The sequence below is a fragment of the Pseudomonas sp. S5D5 genome, from assembly GCF_003013355.1.
Lineage (GTDB): Bacteria > Pseudomonadota > Gammaproteobacteria > Pseudomonadales > Pseudomonadaceae > Aquipseudomonas > Aquipseudomonas aylmerensis.
Map to the genome: position 1 here is coordinate 4,228,769 of NZ_PTEO01000001.1, position 16,168 is coordinate 4,244,936.

A 16,168-nucleotide genomic window follows, 5' to 3' on the forward strand; every position below is an offset into this window, starting at 1 on the left:
GGGTCAAATCGCCTCTAGTTCGCTCAAAAAGTCACGAAGGTCATCAAAATCTTCCGCACTGCCGGCGCGGAAGGTGGCGGCGGCCTGTACGTAGGCACGCAGCGTTTCGGTCTGGAACACTTCCACCAGCGGCACTTCCAGGCCCAGTTCGGCCTGCACCCGCGAGGTGATCTGGATCGCCAGCAAGGAATGACCGCCGACTTCAAAGAAGTTGTCGTTCAACCCCACTTGCGGCAGGCGCAGCACCTCGGCCCAGATCGCGGCGATCTGCTGTTCCAGCTCGCTTTCGGGGGCCACATAGGCCTGTTGCAGCAGGCTTGCATCCGGCTCGGGCAACCCCTTGCGGTCGAGCTTGCCGTTGGGGGTCAGCGGCATCTGCGCGAGGAACATGAAGTGCGTCGGCACCATGTAGTCCGGCAGGCGGGTTTTCAGGGCGCGGCGCAGGCTGTCGCGGAACTCGGCCTGATCGGCCAGGTTGGCGTCGGCCGGCACCACATAGGCCACCAGCTGTTTGCCGGTCGGGCCTTCCTGGGCCACCACCACGGTTTCGCCGACGTTGTCCTGCTCACGCAGGCGCGCTTCGATCTCGCCCAGTTCGATGCGGAAGCCACGGATTTTCACCTGATGGTCGACGCGACCGAGGTAGTCCACCACGCCATCCGGGCGCCCACGGGTCAGGTCACCGCTGCGGTACACGCGGCTACCCGGTTTGCCGAAGGGGTCCGGCACGAAGCGCTCGGCGGTAAGTGCCGGACGCTCCAGGTAACCGCGCGCCACGCCCTCGCCGCCCAGGTACAGCTCACCGGCGACGCCGATCGGTTGCAGGTTGAGCTGCGCGTCGAGCACGTAGCCGCTGCGGTTGCCCAGCAAGGTGCCAATCGGTGCATAGACCGCGCCGCACGGGTCGCCCTTGCGTGTTTTCCACAGCAGCGGCGTGACCACGGTTTCGGTTGGACCATAGCCGTTGAACAGGTAGGTCGGCTTGAGTGCGCGCCAGGCCAGGTCGTAGCTGGCCTGCGCCACCGCGTCACCGCCGAAGCAGTACACACGGACTTTCGGAGGATTACCGTCGCGCTCGGCATGTTCGGCCAGCTGTTGCAGGTACACCGGCGGGAACACGGCCATGGTCACGTTGTGACGGTGCATCTGTTCGTAGGTGTACTCGGGCAGCCACAGGCTGTCATCGCGGATCAGCACGCTGGCGCCGTTGATCAACGGGTGCATCCAGCCTTCATGGGAGCCGTCGAAGGCGAACGACATGAAGTGCAGTTCGCAATCGGCCGGCGAGGTTTCATAACGCTCGCCGGTGGCGATGATGTGCGCCACCAACGGGCCGTGGGACACCGCCACGCCCTTGGGCATGCCGGTGGAGCCGGAGGTGTAGATCACGTAGGCGAGGTTGTCGCCGTCCAGCTTCACATCGGGCGCCGCGTCGCTGAACCCCGCCCACTCCTCAGTGCGATCAATCGCCAGGCTGGTCAATCCTGCCGGGATCGGCAGTTGCTGCAACGCGCGGCTGTCGGTGAGCAGCAGTTGCGCGCGGCTGTCCTGCATCATGTACAGCAGGCGGTCGCGGGGGTATTCGATATCCAGCGGCACATACACGCCGCCGGCTTTCATCACCGCAAGGAACGCCACCATGATCTCGGCACTGCGCGGCATGGCGATGGCCACGCGCACTTCCGGGCCGACACCACGGGCGATCAGCGCATGGGCGAGGCGGTTGGCCTGGCGATCCAGCTCGCCGTAGCTCAGGGTTTGCGCGTCGAACTTCACCGCCACCGCCGCCGGGGTTTCCCGGGCGCGATTGGCCACCAACTCGTGAACCAGGCGCTGGGCCGAGAAGCCGACGTCGGTCTGGTTCCACAGCTGGATGATATGTTGCTGCTCTTCGCCGTCCAACAACTGCAACTGCCCAATGTTCTGCTGCTGATCGGCAACCATTGCCTGCAACAGGTTCTGCCAATGCCGTGCCATGCGCTCGATGGTAGAAGCCTCGAACAGGTCGGTGGCATAACTCAGCGAGGCACTTAACTGCTCCCGGGATTCTTCGATGTCCAGGGTCAGGTCGAATTGCGCGACCGCCTCGTCCCAGCTCATAGGACTGATTTCAAGCTGGCCCAGGCGTTGCAAATGCTGGCCGGCTAGGCTGATATGGTGATTGAACGCCACTTGGAACAGCGGGTTCAGGCTGAGACTGCGCTCCGGCTGCAGCGCCTCAACCAGTTGTTCGAAGGGCAAGTCCTGATGGGCCTGGGCTTCGAGCGCACGCCGCTTGACCTGGGCCAGCAACTGGCTGACGGTGGTGTGCCCATCGATTTCGGCCTTGAGCACCTGGGTGTTGACGAAAAAGCCGATCAGGCGCTCGGTCTCGACCCGGTTGCGGTTGGCAATCGGCACGCCGACGCGAATATCCGGCTGGCCGCTGTAGCGATGCAGCAACACTTGATAGGACGCCAGCAACAGCATGAACAGCGTCACACCCTCGCGCTGGGCCAGGGCCTTGAGACTGTCGAGCAACGGTATTGGCAACGGGATGCTCAAGCGCGCACCGCGATGGGTCGGCACTGCCGGGCGCTGATGATCGAATGGCAGTTCCAGCACCGGTTGCTCGCCACCCAACACTTCACGCCAGTAATCGAGTTGGCGAGTTTTCTCGCTTGCTTCCATCCAGCTGCGCTGCCACAGCGCGTAATCGACGTACTGGATCGGCAGCGCCGGCAGTTGCAGCCCTTCGCCCCGGCTGTAGGCGGCATAAAGCTGGACCAGTTCATCGACCATCACCTGCATCGACCAACCATCGGAAATAATGTGGTGCTGCACCAGCACCAGCACATGTTCGTCTTGCGCCAGGCGCAACAGTCTGACACGCATAAGCGGGCCCTGGCGGAGGTCGAATGGCTGGGTGATGCTCGCTTCTACCTGGGCTTTCAGACTCGCTTCATCGGCGTCCGCCAAGGCGATCTCAATCCTTGCTGGCGGGCTGATCACTTGCACGGTGCGGCCGGCATCTTGCTGCAAGTGGGTACGCAAGCTTTCATGGCGCGCGACCAGTGTATCGAAGGCACGCTGCAGGGCGTCGCAGTCGAGTTGCCCTTTCAGGCGCAACGCGCGGGGTACATGGTAGGCCGCGCTGCGGGGGTCCAGTTGCCACAGGAACCATTGGCGCTCCTGCGCATAGGACAGCCCGAGCGGCTGCTCACGTTCGACGCGCTCCATACGGGTGCTTTCAACGTGTGCCTGGGTCAGGCTACGGACAAAAAGGCCCAGCACCGGCTGATCGAACAGGGCTTTCAAGTCCACATCGAGGCCTAGGCCATGACGGATGCGCGAGACGGCCTGGGTAGCTATCAGCGAATGCCCGCCGCGTTCGAAGAAGTGATCATTGAGGCCGACGCGTTCGACACCGAGTACTTCGGCCCAGATCGCAGCGATCTGTTGCTCCCGTTCAGTCAGTGGCGTGATGTACTCACCACCCGCTGCCTCGGGTTTGGGCAGAGCCTTGCGGTCCAGTTTGCCGTTGGGACCCAGGGGCATCTGTTCCAGCAGCATCCACTGCGCAGGCACCATGTAGTCCGGCAGGTGCTGGGCCAGATGGGCAATCAGCACATCGCGCCAGTCGTCGCCGGCGTTGTGCAGCACCAGGTAGCCCACCAGGTATTTGCTATCGACGGCCAGCACGGCGGCCTCACGGACCCAGTCGTGCTCCAGCAGGCGCGCTTCGATTTCACCCAGCTCGATACGCAGGCCACGCAGCTTGACCTGATGGTCGATACGCCCGGCGTACTCGATCACGCCGTTTTCGCGATAACGCGCGAGGTCGCCGGTGCGGTACAGGCGCTCGCCCTTGATAAACGGATGCGCGATAAAACGCTCGGCCGTCAGGGAAGGACGGCGGTGATAACCACGGGCCAGGCCAACGCCGCCCAGGTACAGCTCGCCCAATACACCCACCGGCACCGGTTCGAAGTTGCTGTCGAGGATGTAGCAGCCGAGATTGGCAATCGGACGGCCGATCGGTACCGCGTCGCGGCCTTCGTCCACACAGGTCCAGTGGCTCACGTCGATGGCGGCTTCAGTCGGGCCATACAGGTTGTAGAGTTCGGCTTGCGGCAGTTTGGCGAAGACTTGCTGCTGGGCGTCCACCGGCAAGGCTTCGCCGCTGCACACGATGCGCAGCAGGGTGTTACAGGTAGCAACCGCCGGGTCCTGCAGGAACGCCTGCAACATCGACGGCACGAAGTGCAGCGTTGTGACGTGTTCGGCATTGATCAGGCGAACCAGCTTGGCGGGGTCACGGTGATCTCCGGGCGCGGCAACCACCAGGCGCGAGCCGGTCATCAGCGGCCAGAAGAATTCCCACACCGACACATCGAAGCTGAACGGGGTCTTTTGCAGGACCGTGTCGCTGACGTCCAGGCCATAGACTTCCTGCATCCACTGCAGGCGGTTCAGCAATGCCGAATGACGGTTGCCCGCGCCTTTGGGCTGGCCGGTAGAGCCGGAGGTGTAGATCACGTAGGCAAGATTTTCGCCGTCCAGCGCGATCCCTGGGTTGACGTCGCTGTAGGCCTCAAAGGCCGAGTCACCCAGCACCAGAGTCTCTAGACCTTGGGGAATCGGCAGTTGCTCGCGCAAATGCGCCTGGGTCAACAGCAGTTTCACGCCACTGTCTTCCAGCATGTAGGCCAGGCGCTCACGCGGGTATTCCGGGTCCAGCGGCACATAGGCACCACCGGCCTTGAGCACAGCGAGCAGGCCCACGACCATTTCGATGGAGCGCTCCACGGCCAGGCCCACCAACACGTCCGGCCCTACCCCTGCTTCGATCAGGCGATGAGCAAGACGGTTGGCGCGGCTATTGAGCTCGGTATAGCTCAGGGTTGCCTCGTTGAAGCGCAACGCCGGCGCTTCCGGCAGTGCCAGCGCCCGGGCCTCGAACAGCTGGTGTACCCACCGCCCGTGCGGATAGTCGCGCTTGGTGGCGTTCCACCCCTCCACCACTTGCCGGCGCACCGCGTCCGTCAGCGACGGCAACTCGCCCAAACGCCGCGGCGTGACACTGGTCAAATTGTGAAGCAGGTGCTGGAAAGACTCGGCCAACTGCCGAATCTCGTCGTCGCCGAACGACTGCATGTCAAAGCTGAAGTCGAACTCCAGAGCCGCCCCGGCGCCAAGCAGCACCGTCAACGGATAGTGGGTCTGCTCAAAGTTCTGCACATTACTGAAGGTCAGCCCAGCCGGGGCGCCTTCGGCCAGCGCTGTGGACACCGGGTAGTTTTCAAACACCAGCAGCGTGTCGAACAACGCTGCGCCGCTCGTACCCGCCCAGCGCTGGATATCGAACAACGGCGTATGTTCGTGTTCACGCAGGCTGAGGTTCAGTGCCTGCACCTGCTGCAACCATTCCCCCACCCACAACATCGGACTGGGGGTGGCGATAACCGGCAAGGTGTTGATAAACAGACCGACCTGCTGCTCCACACCCGGCAACCCTGCGGGTCGACCGGAAACCGTGGCGCCAAACACCACGGTGTCCTGGCCGGTCTGGCGTTGCAGCAACAACAGCCAGGCGGCTTGTACAAGGGTGTTCAGGGTGATTTTGTGGGTCTGGGCAAACCCCTTGAGTTGGTCAGTCTGTGCGATGCTCAGGGCCAGCGCATAGCTGCCTTTGGCGGCCGAAGGATTGGAACCGGCGCCGCGTGCCAGGCGCGTTGGCTCCTGCATCGTGCCCAATTGGTCCTTCCAGAAGGCTTCGCTGGCAGCCGATTCCTGAGCTTGCAACCAACCGATATAGTCACGGTAATGCCCTTGCAGCGCCGGTAACGGCCGGCCGGCGTAACATTCCAGGACCTCGCCGAACAACTGCGCACGGCTCCAGCCATCCAGGAGAATGTGATGATTGGTGAAGATCAGATGGAAGCGGTCGACACCGGTGCGTACCAGTTTCAGGCTCAGCAGCGGCGCCTGCTCCAGCACAAAACCTTGTGCCCGCGTCGACTCGCTCAACGCGTCCAGCGCGGCGTGCTGATCCGGCAAGGCCTGCCAGTCGTATTCGGCGAACGGCAGGCCCGCTACGCGATACACCGCTTGCAACGGCAGGGTCTGGTCCTGTTGCCAGACAAACCCGGTGCGCAGCATGTCGTGTCGTGCCAGCACCTGTGCCCAGGCGCGCTGGAATTGCGCCACATCGAGCCCCTGCACGTCGGCGCGCAACTGGCTGACGTAGACATCGTCTTCGCCCTGTTGATAGAGGCTGTGAAACAGCATGCCCTGTTGCATCGGCGACAACGGGTACAGGTCCTGTACCGCACGCGCAGGCAGTGCCAACGCGTCGAGTTGCGCCTGGATCAGCTGCGCCAGGCCCACATCGGCCGGTGTCAGGCCGCCCTGTTTCGGATCGACGCAATGCGCGATCAGCGCCAGCAGTTCCTGCTGGAAATCCTCCGCCAGGCGCTGGACAGTCGCCACTTCGAACATCTCGCGGCTGAAACCCCATTGCAGGGCCAGCTCCCCGCCATACACCTGCCCTTCCACGGTCAGCCAGTTGGCCAACGGTGCTTCCGGGTCCTGGGCCTGGCCGCTGCCCTCGGGCGCCGGCACCAACAGCGCCGACTCATTGAACTGGCGGTCGAACTGGCCGAGGTAGTTGAAGGTGACGCGCGGCACGGCGAGTGCCGACAAGGCGTCGCGCGCAGCAGGCGTGCCCAGGTAGCGCAACAGGCCGTAGCCAATGCCTTTATCCGGCACCGCACGCAGTTGCTCCTTGACCGATTTGATTGCACTCGACAACTCACCACCCGCCTGCAGGCGCACCGGGAACAGGCTGGTGAACCAGCCGACGGTGCGGGTCAGGTCGACGCTGTCGAAGAGGTCTTCACGGCCATGTCCTTCGAGCTGGATCAGCGCAGCGGGCTGCTTGCTCCAACGGCTGATCACCCGCGCCAATGCTGTCAGCAGCAGGTCGTTGACCTGGGTGCGATAGGCCGCCGGGGCGTCCTGCAGGAGTTGGCGCGTCTGTTCGGCACTGAGGCGGATTTCGAGTTTGCTGCCCACGCGGTTTTGCAGGCCGCCCTGCGGGTTGTCGCAGGGCAAGTCGGCGTCCGCGGTCTGTGCCTGCCAGTAAGACAGCTGGTGATCGAGGGTCTGTGCATGGGCCTGCAACTGCTGCGCCCACACTTGGTAGGCGCTGGTCTTGGCCGGCAGCGGCGCGGCGCCATAGGCGTGCTGCAGGTCTTCCAGCAGGATGCGCCAGGACACGCCGTCCACCACCAGGTGATGGATCACCAGCAGCAGGCGTTGGGTGCCGTCGCCCATGCTGACCAGCACGGCGCGCAGCAGCGGGCCGTGTTCAAGGTCGAGGCTGCGTTGGGCCTCGTCGCAGAGGGCGGCCAGTTCGGTTTCATCGCCAGCGCGGGATTGCCACAGCGCCGGGTCGGTGATCGGCGCGGCATGGGCTTGCTGCCAGCCCTCGGCCTGCTGCACAAAGCGCAGGCGCAGCGCATCGTGATGGTTGATCACCTGGGTCAACGCCGCCTCAACGCGCGCCGGCTCCAGGGTTTCGCGCGGGGTCAGCAGCAGCGACTGGTTCCAATGCTGGCGCGCCGGGATCGCCTGCTCGAAAAAGCTGTGCTGCACGGGCGTGAGGATTACCTCGCCACTGACGGGCCCCTGATCGATGACCGTCGCGTGCTCGACGCTCGCCACCAGCGCCAGGCTGCGCACGCTCTGGTACTGGAACAGGTCGCGCGGGCTGAGACGAATCCCGGCCTGGCGCGCTCGGCTGACCACCTGGATGGAGATGATCGAATCGCCACCCAGCTCGAAAAAGTTGTCATCCAGACCGACATGCTCGACCCCGAGCACATCGCTCCAGACGGCAGCCAGGGCTTGCTGCACAGGGTTTTCCGGGGCGGCATAAGCCTGCTGCGCGGCAGCATCCGGCACCGGCAGCGCCTTGCGGTCCAGCTTGCCGTTGGCGGTCACCGGCAACTGGGCCAGGTAGACCATATGCGTCGGCACCATGTACTCCGGCAGACTGCCGAGCAGCCAGGCCTTGAGGTCGCTGGGCGCCTCGCCTTCCAGCACCAGGTAAGCCACCAGTTGCTTGCCGCCCTGCACCAGCACGACGGCCTCACGCACGCCAGGGTGTTGCAGCAGGCGTGTCTCGATTTCACCCAGCTCGATGCGCAGGCCGCGCAGCTTGACCTGATGGTCGAGGCGACCGAGGTATTCAATCACGCCGTCGGCCCGTTGACGCACACGGTCGCCGGTGCGATACAGGCGTGCGCCATCGCCAAACGGACTCGGCACAAAACGCTCGGCGGTCAATGCCGGTCGCCGGTGATAACTGCGCGCCAGCCCGGTGCCGCCCAGGTACAACTCGCCGCACACACCGGCAGGGACCGGGTTGAGCTGGGCGTCGAGTACGTAGGTGCCGAGGTTGGCAATCGGGCGGCCGATGGGCACGCTGTCGGCGCCTTCGTCGACGCAGGTCCAGTGGGTCACGTCGATGGCCGCTTCGGTGGGGCCATACAGGTTGAACAGCCCGGCATGCGGCAGCTTGGCGAACACCTGGACCTGTGCGTCCAGCGGCAAGGCTTCACCGCTGCAGACGATGCGCTTGAGACCGGTGCAGGCCTGCACGCCCGGTTCATGGATGAATGCCTGGAGCATCGACGGCACGAAGTGCAAGGTGGTGATCGCGTGCCGGCCGATGGTCTCGATCAAACGTGCGGGCTCGCGGTGCTCACCCGGGGCCGCCACCACCAGGCGCGCACCGGTCATCAGCGGCCAGAAAAATTCCCAGACCGACACGTCAAAGCTGAACGGGGTTTTCTGCAACACCGCATCATTGGCCCCCAGCCCGTAGGCCTGCTGCATCCAGCACAGGCGGTTGACCAACGCTCGATGGCTGTTGCCGGCACCCTTGGGCTTGCCGGTGGAACCGGAGGTGTAGATCACGTAGGCCAGGTTCAAGGCGTGGATGGCCACGCCGGGCGATTCGCTGCTGTAGCCGTCGAGCCACAGCGCAGGTTGGTCCAGGGCAATCACGCGGATACCGGCGGCGGGCAGCGATGCCAGCAGGCGCTGCTGGCTGAGCAGCAACTCAATGCCGCTGTCTTCGATCATGTAGGCCAGGCGTTCCTGCGGGTATTCGGGGTCGAGCGGCACGTAGGCGCCGCCGGCCTTGAGAATCGCCAGCAGGCCGACCACCATCTCGATCGAACGCTCGACGCAGATCCCCACCAACACATCGGGGCCGACGCCCTGCTCGCGCAAAGCATGCGCGAGCCGGTTGGCGCGGGCGTCGAGTTCGGCGTAGGTCAGCGTGGTCGTACCGAACACCAGCGCCGCCGCATCGGGGGTGGCCTGCACCTGGTCTTCGATCAGCTGATGGATGCCGCGCTCGGTCGGGTAGGTTGCGGCGGTGTTATTCCAGGCGTGCACCAGGACCTGTTGCTCATCGGCTGCCAGCATCGGCAATTCGCCGATGCGCTGCTCGCCATCGGTGACCATCGCCTGCAACAGGCGGGTCCAGTGGCGGGCCATGCGCTCGATGGACGGCGCGTCGAACAGGTCGTTGGCGTAGGTCAAGGCGGCATGCAGGGTGCCGGACTTTTCGTAGGTGTCGAGGGTCAGGTCGAACTGGGTGGTGCGGCCCTGCCACTCCACCAAGGCCAGTTCCAGGCCGGAGGCGGTGCTGACCGAGGCGATGTCGGCCACCACCGGCTGGTGGTTGTACATCACCTGGAACAAGGGAGTATGGCTCAGGCTGCGCTCGATCTTGAGGGCTTCCACCAGGCGTTCGAAAGGCAATTCCTGATGCGCCTGGGCGCCTAGGGCATGCTCCTTGATGCCTTGCAGCAGCTCGGTGACGCGGGTTTGCCCGGTGAGTTCGGTGCGCAGGACCTGGGTGTTGACGAAGAAGCCGATCAGCCCTTCGACTTCGGTGCGGTTACGGTTGGCAATCGGCACGCCGACGCGGATGTCGCCCTGACCGGTGTAGCGATGCAGGAGCACGTTGAACGCGCCGAGCAACAGCATGAACAAGGTGACGTTGTGTTTTTGCGCACAACTGCGCAGTTGCGCGGCGAGCGCCGGGTCAATCGCGAAGTTATGCCGCGTGCCCTGGTAGCTGGGCATGGCCGGGCGGGCGTGGTCGGTCGGCAGTTCCAGCACCGGGTGCTCATCGCCCAGGCGCGCCTGCCAGTACTCCAGCTGGCGGGCCTGCTCCCCGGCTTCCAGCCAGCGGCGTTGCCACAGGGCATAGTCGCTGTACTGGATCGGCAGTGCCGGCAGTTGCGGCACCTCGTTGCGCTCATGGGCGTCGTAGCAGCGGATGAACTCGTCGATCAGCACGTTCATCGACCAGCCGTCGGAGACGATGTGGTGCAGGGTCAGCAGCAGCACGTGTTCCTGCGCATCAAGCTTGAGCAACTGCACACGCAGCAGCGGGCCGTGCTCCAGGTCGAACGGCAGCAGCGACTGGTGGGTCGCCGCTTCATTGACGGCCTGCTCGCGTTCGGCGACGGCCAGCGTGCTCAGGTCCAGCTGTTCGATGGCCAGTGACGGCTGCACCGCCACCTGCAACAGGCGCTCATCGGCCTGGCGCTGGAACACGGTGCGCAGGGTTTCATGGCGCGCGACCAGGCTGGCAAACGCCTGCTGCATCGCGTCCAGGTTCAACGCACCCTTGAGCCGCACCGCGCCCGGCAGGTTGTAGGCGCCGCTGGCCGGGTCCAACTGCCACAGGAACCACATGCGTTGCTGCGCGTAGGACAGCGCATCGCGATCCTCTACCTCGACCCCGGCCGGAATCGGAAACCGCGAAAAATCCACTCCTTCTTTCTGCAGTGCCTGCAGGAATAGCTGGCGCTTTTCCAGGGGCAACCCGATAAACCGGCGAGCAAGTTTCAAGGAGTCTTCAGCATTCATTTCTTGGAGTCCGGAGCAATAGGCAGGAAGCACAAAGGCACGTCGTCCCTATAAAACGAACCGCAGAGGGAAAAATTAGCGAGGGGATGGGAGGCGACCCGATGGGCTGACCGGGCCTCTAGGTATTGAGACGGCGCAGGTGCACCGCCTCACGTGCCAACCGGCGTGCCTGTTGATCCAACGCAAGAATATCGTCCAGGCTACAGCCTCCCGGCAGCTCTATACGCTGCAAGGTCTGCTCGATGACGGACGGAATATGCGTGTAGCGTATCCGTTTTCCTAAAAATGCCTCGACCGCCACTTCATTCGCCGCGTTCAGCGCGGCACTGGCCTGAGTGCCTGCAGCCAAGGCTTGCAAGGCCAGGCCAAGACAGGGAAAGCGTTGCACGTCTGGGTGTTCGAATGTCAGCCCGCCGACCTTGGTCAAGTCCAGAGGCAGGACGCCAGACTCGATCCGCAACGGGTAGGCCAGGGCATGCGCGACCGGCATTCGCATGTCGGGGTTGCCGAGTTGCGCCATCACTGATTGATCGCGAAAGACCACCATGGAATGCACCACGCTTTGTGGATGAATCAAGGCTTCAATGCGATCGGCAGGCAGGTTGAACAACCAATGGGCCTCAATGATCTCCAGGCCCTTGTTCATCATGGTCGCGCAATCCACGGAAATCTTGCGCCCCATGGACCAGTTAGGATGGGCGCAGGCCTGGTCGGGGGTCACTTCGTGCAAGCTATCGACCGGCCGATCCCTGAATGGCCCGCCGGAAGCCGTGAGTATCAAGCGGTCAACGCCGTCAAGTGCTCCCTGGCAACCCTGCAGGCATTGAAAGATCGCATTGTGCTCACTGTCCAACGGAATCACGGTGGCCCCGGCGCTGGCAGCCGTTTCGATAAACAAGGCGCCCGACATGACCAATGCTTCCTTGTTGGCCAGAAGGATTTTCTTGCCCGCCCGCGCGGCGCTCAAGGTCGGCAATAAACCCGCGCCTCCGACAATGGCCGCGACGACCGTCTCACAGGTAGATTCCCGAGCTGCGGCACACAGCGCGTCCTCACCACACAGCACTTCTGTGGGCACATTGGCCGCCAACAAATGAGCCTGCAGTTCGATGGCGTGCTGCGGTTCGCTGACCACCGCTATCGCGGGCCGAAATTGCAGGCACTGTCGGTACAATTTTTCGATGCGCCTATGCGCCGTAAGACCTTGTACCTTGAATGCCTCGGGGTGACGCGCGACTACATCCAGAACACTGTCGCCGACCGACCCGGTAGAACCGAGAACGAGCAGGCGCTGCCTCATGATGACGGTATCCTCTTCGCAAAAACCTGATGGAAACAAGCGTAGCAACTGAACCTGTACTTATTCGTCATGCGTCCATATTGACTGGCGATAAAACGCCAAGCATTTACTTATAAATAGCGCGAATATGATTTTTCTCTAGCTCCGCCATTCCAAATAAAACTATTCATATAGGTTGCACGCCAGCGTAAAACTCCTACATTAATCTCTCGCACTCTTTACTGCTGCCAAGCTGTTTGGTCCGTCGTACTTGTCCAATGGCATAGACCTGATGGAATCTTGCCATGAACGCGCCGAGACGACTGCAGATCCCTATTTTCCACTGGCCGTGGCCAGCCCGCTGCTCACCCCCTGCGCGGTTACTGGACCAGCCTGTGACCGGCTGGGTTGACGACGTAGTATTTGATCAGCCACATCCGCCTGCCCCGCAAACGCTCGCTGCCGTGACTGCGATCTTTAATGTCCAGGAACAGGCGGCGGCGAGCACCACCACGTTTCTTGCCGAGCCTGCCTGGCGCGACCTCTGCCGCCAATTCAAACAGCTCCTTGGAGTCAAGCGCCTGCATTTTTCCCATGGCATCCGCATGATGTATGGCAGTACCGCCTTGTTGTTAGTTGGGTATTTACATGCGTTGCCGCGGAGTGTTTCGCACTATGAAACGCTGCGCCGCTACCGTATCGGCCTTATTCCAAGCTTTGAGTTATCAGGCATTCGTGCCGATCTACAGCTTCGCGATCGCGATCGCTATTCGCCCGCCGTGCAGCAATTGACCGCCCATGCCAACAACATCATTAGTTGGAGTAATGATAGGTACAGCCTGGGTGACGAACTGGAACAACGAGGACGTTATGAAAATATCGTTATCGCCGATGCCAGCCAAGGTTGCACATTGCAAGAGGCGATCTCGCGTGTGTCCGATCGAATGCGCAATGAGTTTGCCCACTTCAGCGCCCTGTGCACGTTACTCTCCCAACGCAATAGCGCACCGTTGAACGCCTATATGAGGGACCTGCAAACCTGGATCGTGGGCCATCAACTCTGGATGCAAGATGATACCGCGCGTTACTTGACGACATTGACCAACAATGCGTGGGACCACTATGCGGTGGATTTTGAATACCCTCCTCCGCCCCTCGTAAACGTCAGCAACTTATAGCGGGGCTCCATTATGTTCGAACTCCTCGGCTCCCTCGACAGCCCGGCCCGCCTGCGCACTTTACATTCCGCTGCCTTGGGGCCATTAGCGGACGAACTGCGGGCGTTCATCCTGCACAGCGTAAGCACGACGGGCGGCCATCTTTCAGCCAACCTTGGCACCGTCGAACTGACCATCGCCCTGCACTATGTGTTCAACACGCCACATGACCGCATCATCTGGGACGTCGGCCACCAGGCCTATGCACACAAGATTCTCACCGGGCGCCGCGAGGAGATGGGCGGAATTCGCCAGTTAGGCGGCATTTCGGGATTTCCGCGCCGCTGTGAGTCGACCTATGACTGTTTCGGCACCGCGCACTCGAGTACTTCGATCTCGGCCGCCCTGGGCATGGCATTGGCCGCTCGCAACCTGGCACAGCGACGCCACTGCATCGCAGTGATCGGCGACGGTGCGCTCAGCGGCGGCATGGCCTTCGAGGCGCTGAACAATGCGGGCCTGTACGGCGACTTGCCGTTCCTGGTGATTCTCAACGACAACGACATGTCGATCTCTCCCTCGGTGGGTATGTTACGTGAGCATCTGGGTGCCTTGACGTCACACCAGGTCAGTCGCGATGCTAGCCTGTTCAAGGCGATGGGCCTGGCCTACAGCGGGCCAATCGACGGGCATGACCTGGGTGAGTTGGTGCGGGCACTGAATATCGTCAAGGACCGACGCGGGCCGCAGCTGCTGCATATCGTCACCGAAAAAGGCCACGGCTACTCACCCGCCGCCGCCAACCCGGTGCTGTACCACGGGCCGGGCAAATTTGATCCTATCGAAGGTATTCGCGCTGCCCCTGCCGGTGCGCTCACTTATACCCAGGTGTTCGGGCAATGGCTGGCGGACGAAGCCGAGCGCGACCCACGGGTGATTGCGATCACGCCAGCCATGCGCGAAGGCTCAGGACTCGTCGCGTTCGAGCAGCGGTTTGCCGAGCGTTATTTCGATGTCGGGATCGCCGAGCAGCACGCCCTGACCTTTGCTGCCGGCCTCGCAGCCGGAGGCATGAAGCCGGTGGTGGCCATCTACTCGACCTTCCTGCAACGCGGTTATGACCAACTGATCCATGACATTGCCCTGCAGCAACTGCCAGTGGTATTCGCCATCGACCGCGCCGGAATTGTCGGGGCCGATGGGGCGACCCACATGGGCGCCTTCGATATCGCCTATTTGCGCTGCATCCCTCATCTCATCGTAATGGCGCCGGCTGACGAGCAGGAATGTCGGCAGATGCTGCACACCGCCATACAGCAGCCAGGTCCGTGCGCGGTGCGGTATCCACGAGGCTCGGGCAGCGGTATCGTTCCTTCATCCGAGCTGACCGAACTCGCGGTGGGTAAAGGCGAGATCCGCCGCGTCTGCAGGCAACCCTGCGGGACACGCGTCGCCATCCTGGCTTTCGGCTCAATGACGCAAAGGGCGATGGAAGCCGCAGAGCTGCTCGACGTCACAGTGGCGAACATGCGCTTTATCAAACCCCTGGATCGCCACCTGATCCAGACGCTTGCACTTGAACATGACTGGTTGGTGACGGTTGAAGAAGGCTGCATCATGGCCGGTGCAGGCTCGGCCTGCCTGGAATACCTGGCCAGCCAAAATCTGCACCCTGCGCTGCTGCAACTGGGCTTGCCCGACCAATTTGTCGAACACGGCACACCCGAGCAGCTACTGAGCCAATGCGGCCTCGACGCTGCTGGTATCGTCCGTTCGATCCACCAATTCGCCGACGAGCGACAACTGGGCTGCCCAGCCCCCAGCGCGGCCACGGCCTACCAGGCGAGTGCGTGAACATGAACATCATCCTGGCTCAATCAAGGGGTTTCTGTGCCGGCGTCGTGCGGGCCATCGACACGGTCGAGCAAGCCTTGGCGCAATTCGGCGTACCGGTCTACGTGCGTCATGAAATCGTGCATAACCGCCATGTGGTACAGACACTGCGCGATCAGGGTGCAATCTTTGTCGACGAACTGGACCAGGTGCCGCTCGGCGCCGTGACCATTTTCAGCGCACACGGGGTGACGCGTGAAGTGGAAGACCAGGCTTCAGACCGTCACCTTCGTGTGCTCGACGCGACTTGCCCGTTGGTGAGCAAAGTCCATCACCATGGGCGCCATTACGCCGCGAAAGGCCATCAACTGATCCTCATCGGCGAGCCCGGGCACCCGGAAGTCATCGGCATCCTGGGCCAGGTTGATACACCGATCACGCTGATCCAGACCGTTGAACAGGTCCAGGCCCTGACGTTTGCGACCGACACTCCCCTGGCCTATCTCACCCAAACCACCTTGAGTGTCGATGACACCCGTCACGTGATCGCAGCCCTGACGCAGCGCTATCCCCACATTATCGGTCCCTCCAGCCGCGACATCTGCTATGCCGTACAGAACCGACAGCAGGCGGTGCGTGAGCTGTGTACCCAGGTAGATAGGTTACTGGTGGTGGGCAGCGCCAACAGCGCAAACGCCGTGACCTTGCGCACACTGGCCAGCGACAGTGGTACGCCCAGCTACCTGGTGGCCGACGGCAGTGAAGTGGATATTCGCTGGTTTACGCCACACATGACCGTCGGAATCAGCGCCGGCGCTTCAACGCCAGAGGCTTCGGTACAGGACGTTATTGCAGCCCTGGCACGGATCGCCCCGCTGCACATTCAGACGCTGGCGGGCCGCGAGGAACGTGTGCAGTTTCAACCGCCCCTCGGGTTGATTGCCCGGCAATAAGCCAAAGG

5 protein-coding genes are annotated in these 16,168 nt (G+C 62.7%); 3 read left to right on the plus strand and 2 right to left on the minus strand.

The window, feature by feature from the left end:
* Positions 1 to 3: 3 nt before the first annotated feature.
* Complete coding sequence (locus C9990_RS19085; protein ID WP_106804296.1) at positions 4 to 10,938, minus strand: non-ribosomal peptide synthase/polyketide synthase; 10,935 nt, start codon at positions 10,936 to 10,938, stop codon at positions 4 to 6.
* A 118-nt stretch (positions 10,939 to 11,056) separates the two neighbouring features.
* Entirely contained in the window at positions 11,057 to 12,238 is a 1,182-nt protein-coding gene (gene ispC / locus C9990_RS19090; protein WP_106804297.1) for a 1-deoxy-D-xylulose-5-phosphate reductoisomerase, read from the minus strand.
* Between the two features lie 284 nt (positions 12,239 to 12,522).
* On the opposite strand from ispC, the gene C9990_RS19095 reads away from it, so the two are divergent.
* The 3 genes from C9990_RS19095 to ispH are packed head-to-tail and all read left to right on the plus strand — an operon-like array spanning position 12,523 to position 16,160.
* On the plus strand, positions 12,523 to 13,395 hold the full coding sequence (locus tag C9990_RS19095; RefSeq protein WP_157955087.1) for a hypothetical protein: 873 nt from the start codon (positions 12,523 to 12,525) through the stop codon (positions 13,393 to 13,395).
* A 12-nt stretch (positions 13,396 to 13,407) separates the two neighbouring features.
* Positions 13,408 to 15,228, plus strand: coding sequence for a 1-deoxy-D-xylulose-5-phosphate synthase (dxs, locus tag C9990_RS19100; protein WP_177410339.1), 1,821 nt, complete (start codon positions 13,408 to 13,410; stop codon positions 15,226 to 15,228).
* A 2-nt stretch (positions 15,229 to 15,230) separates the two neighbouring features.
* On the plus strand, positions 15,231 to 16,160 hold the full coding sequence (ispH, locus tag C9990_RS19105) for a 4-hydroxy-3-methylbut-2-enyl diphosphate reductase (RefSeq protein ID WP_106804300.1): 930 nt from the start codon (positions 15,231 to 15,233) through the stop codon (positions 16,158 to 16,160).
* Positions 16,161 to 16,168 lie beyond the last annotated feature (8 nt).

Excerpts from the sequence above, each read along its gene's own strand:
- C9990_RS19085 (WP_106804296.1), bottom strand. The coding sequence starts at position 10,938 with ATGAATGCTGAAGACTCCTTGAAACTTGCTCGCCGGTTTATCGGGTTG.
- ispC (WP_106804297.1), bottom strand. The coding sequence starts at position 12,238 with ATGAGGCAGCGCCTGCTCGTTCTCGGTTCTACCGGGTCGGTCGGCGAC.
- C9990_RS19095 (WP_157955087.1), top strand. The coding sequence starts at position 12,523 with ATGAACGCGCCGAGACGACTGCAGATCCCTATTTTCCACTGGCCGTGG.
- dxs (WP_177410339.1), top strand. The coding sequence starts at position 13,408 with ATGTTCGAACTCCTCGGCTCCCTCGACAGCCCGGCCCGCCTGCGCACT.
- ispH (WP_106804300.1), top strand. The coding sequence starts at position 15,231 with ATGAACATCATCCTGGCTCAATCAAGGGGTTTCTGTGCCGGCGTCGTG.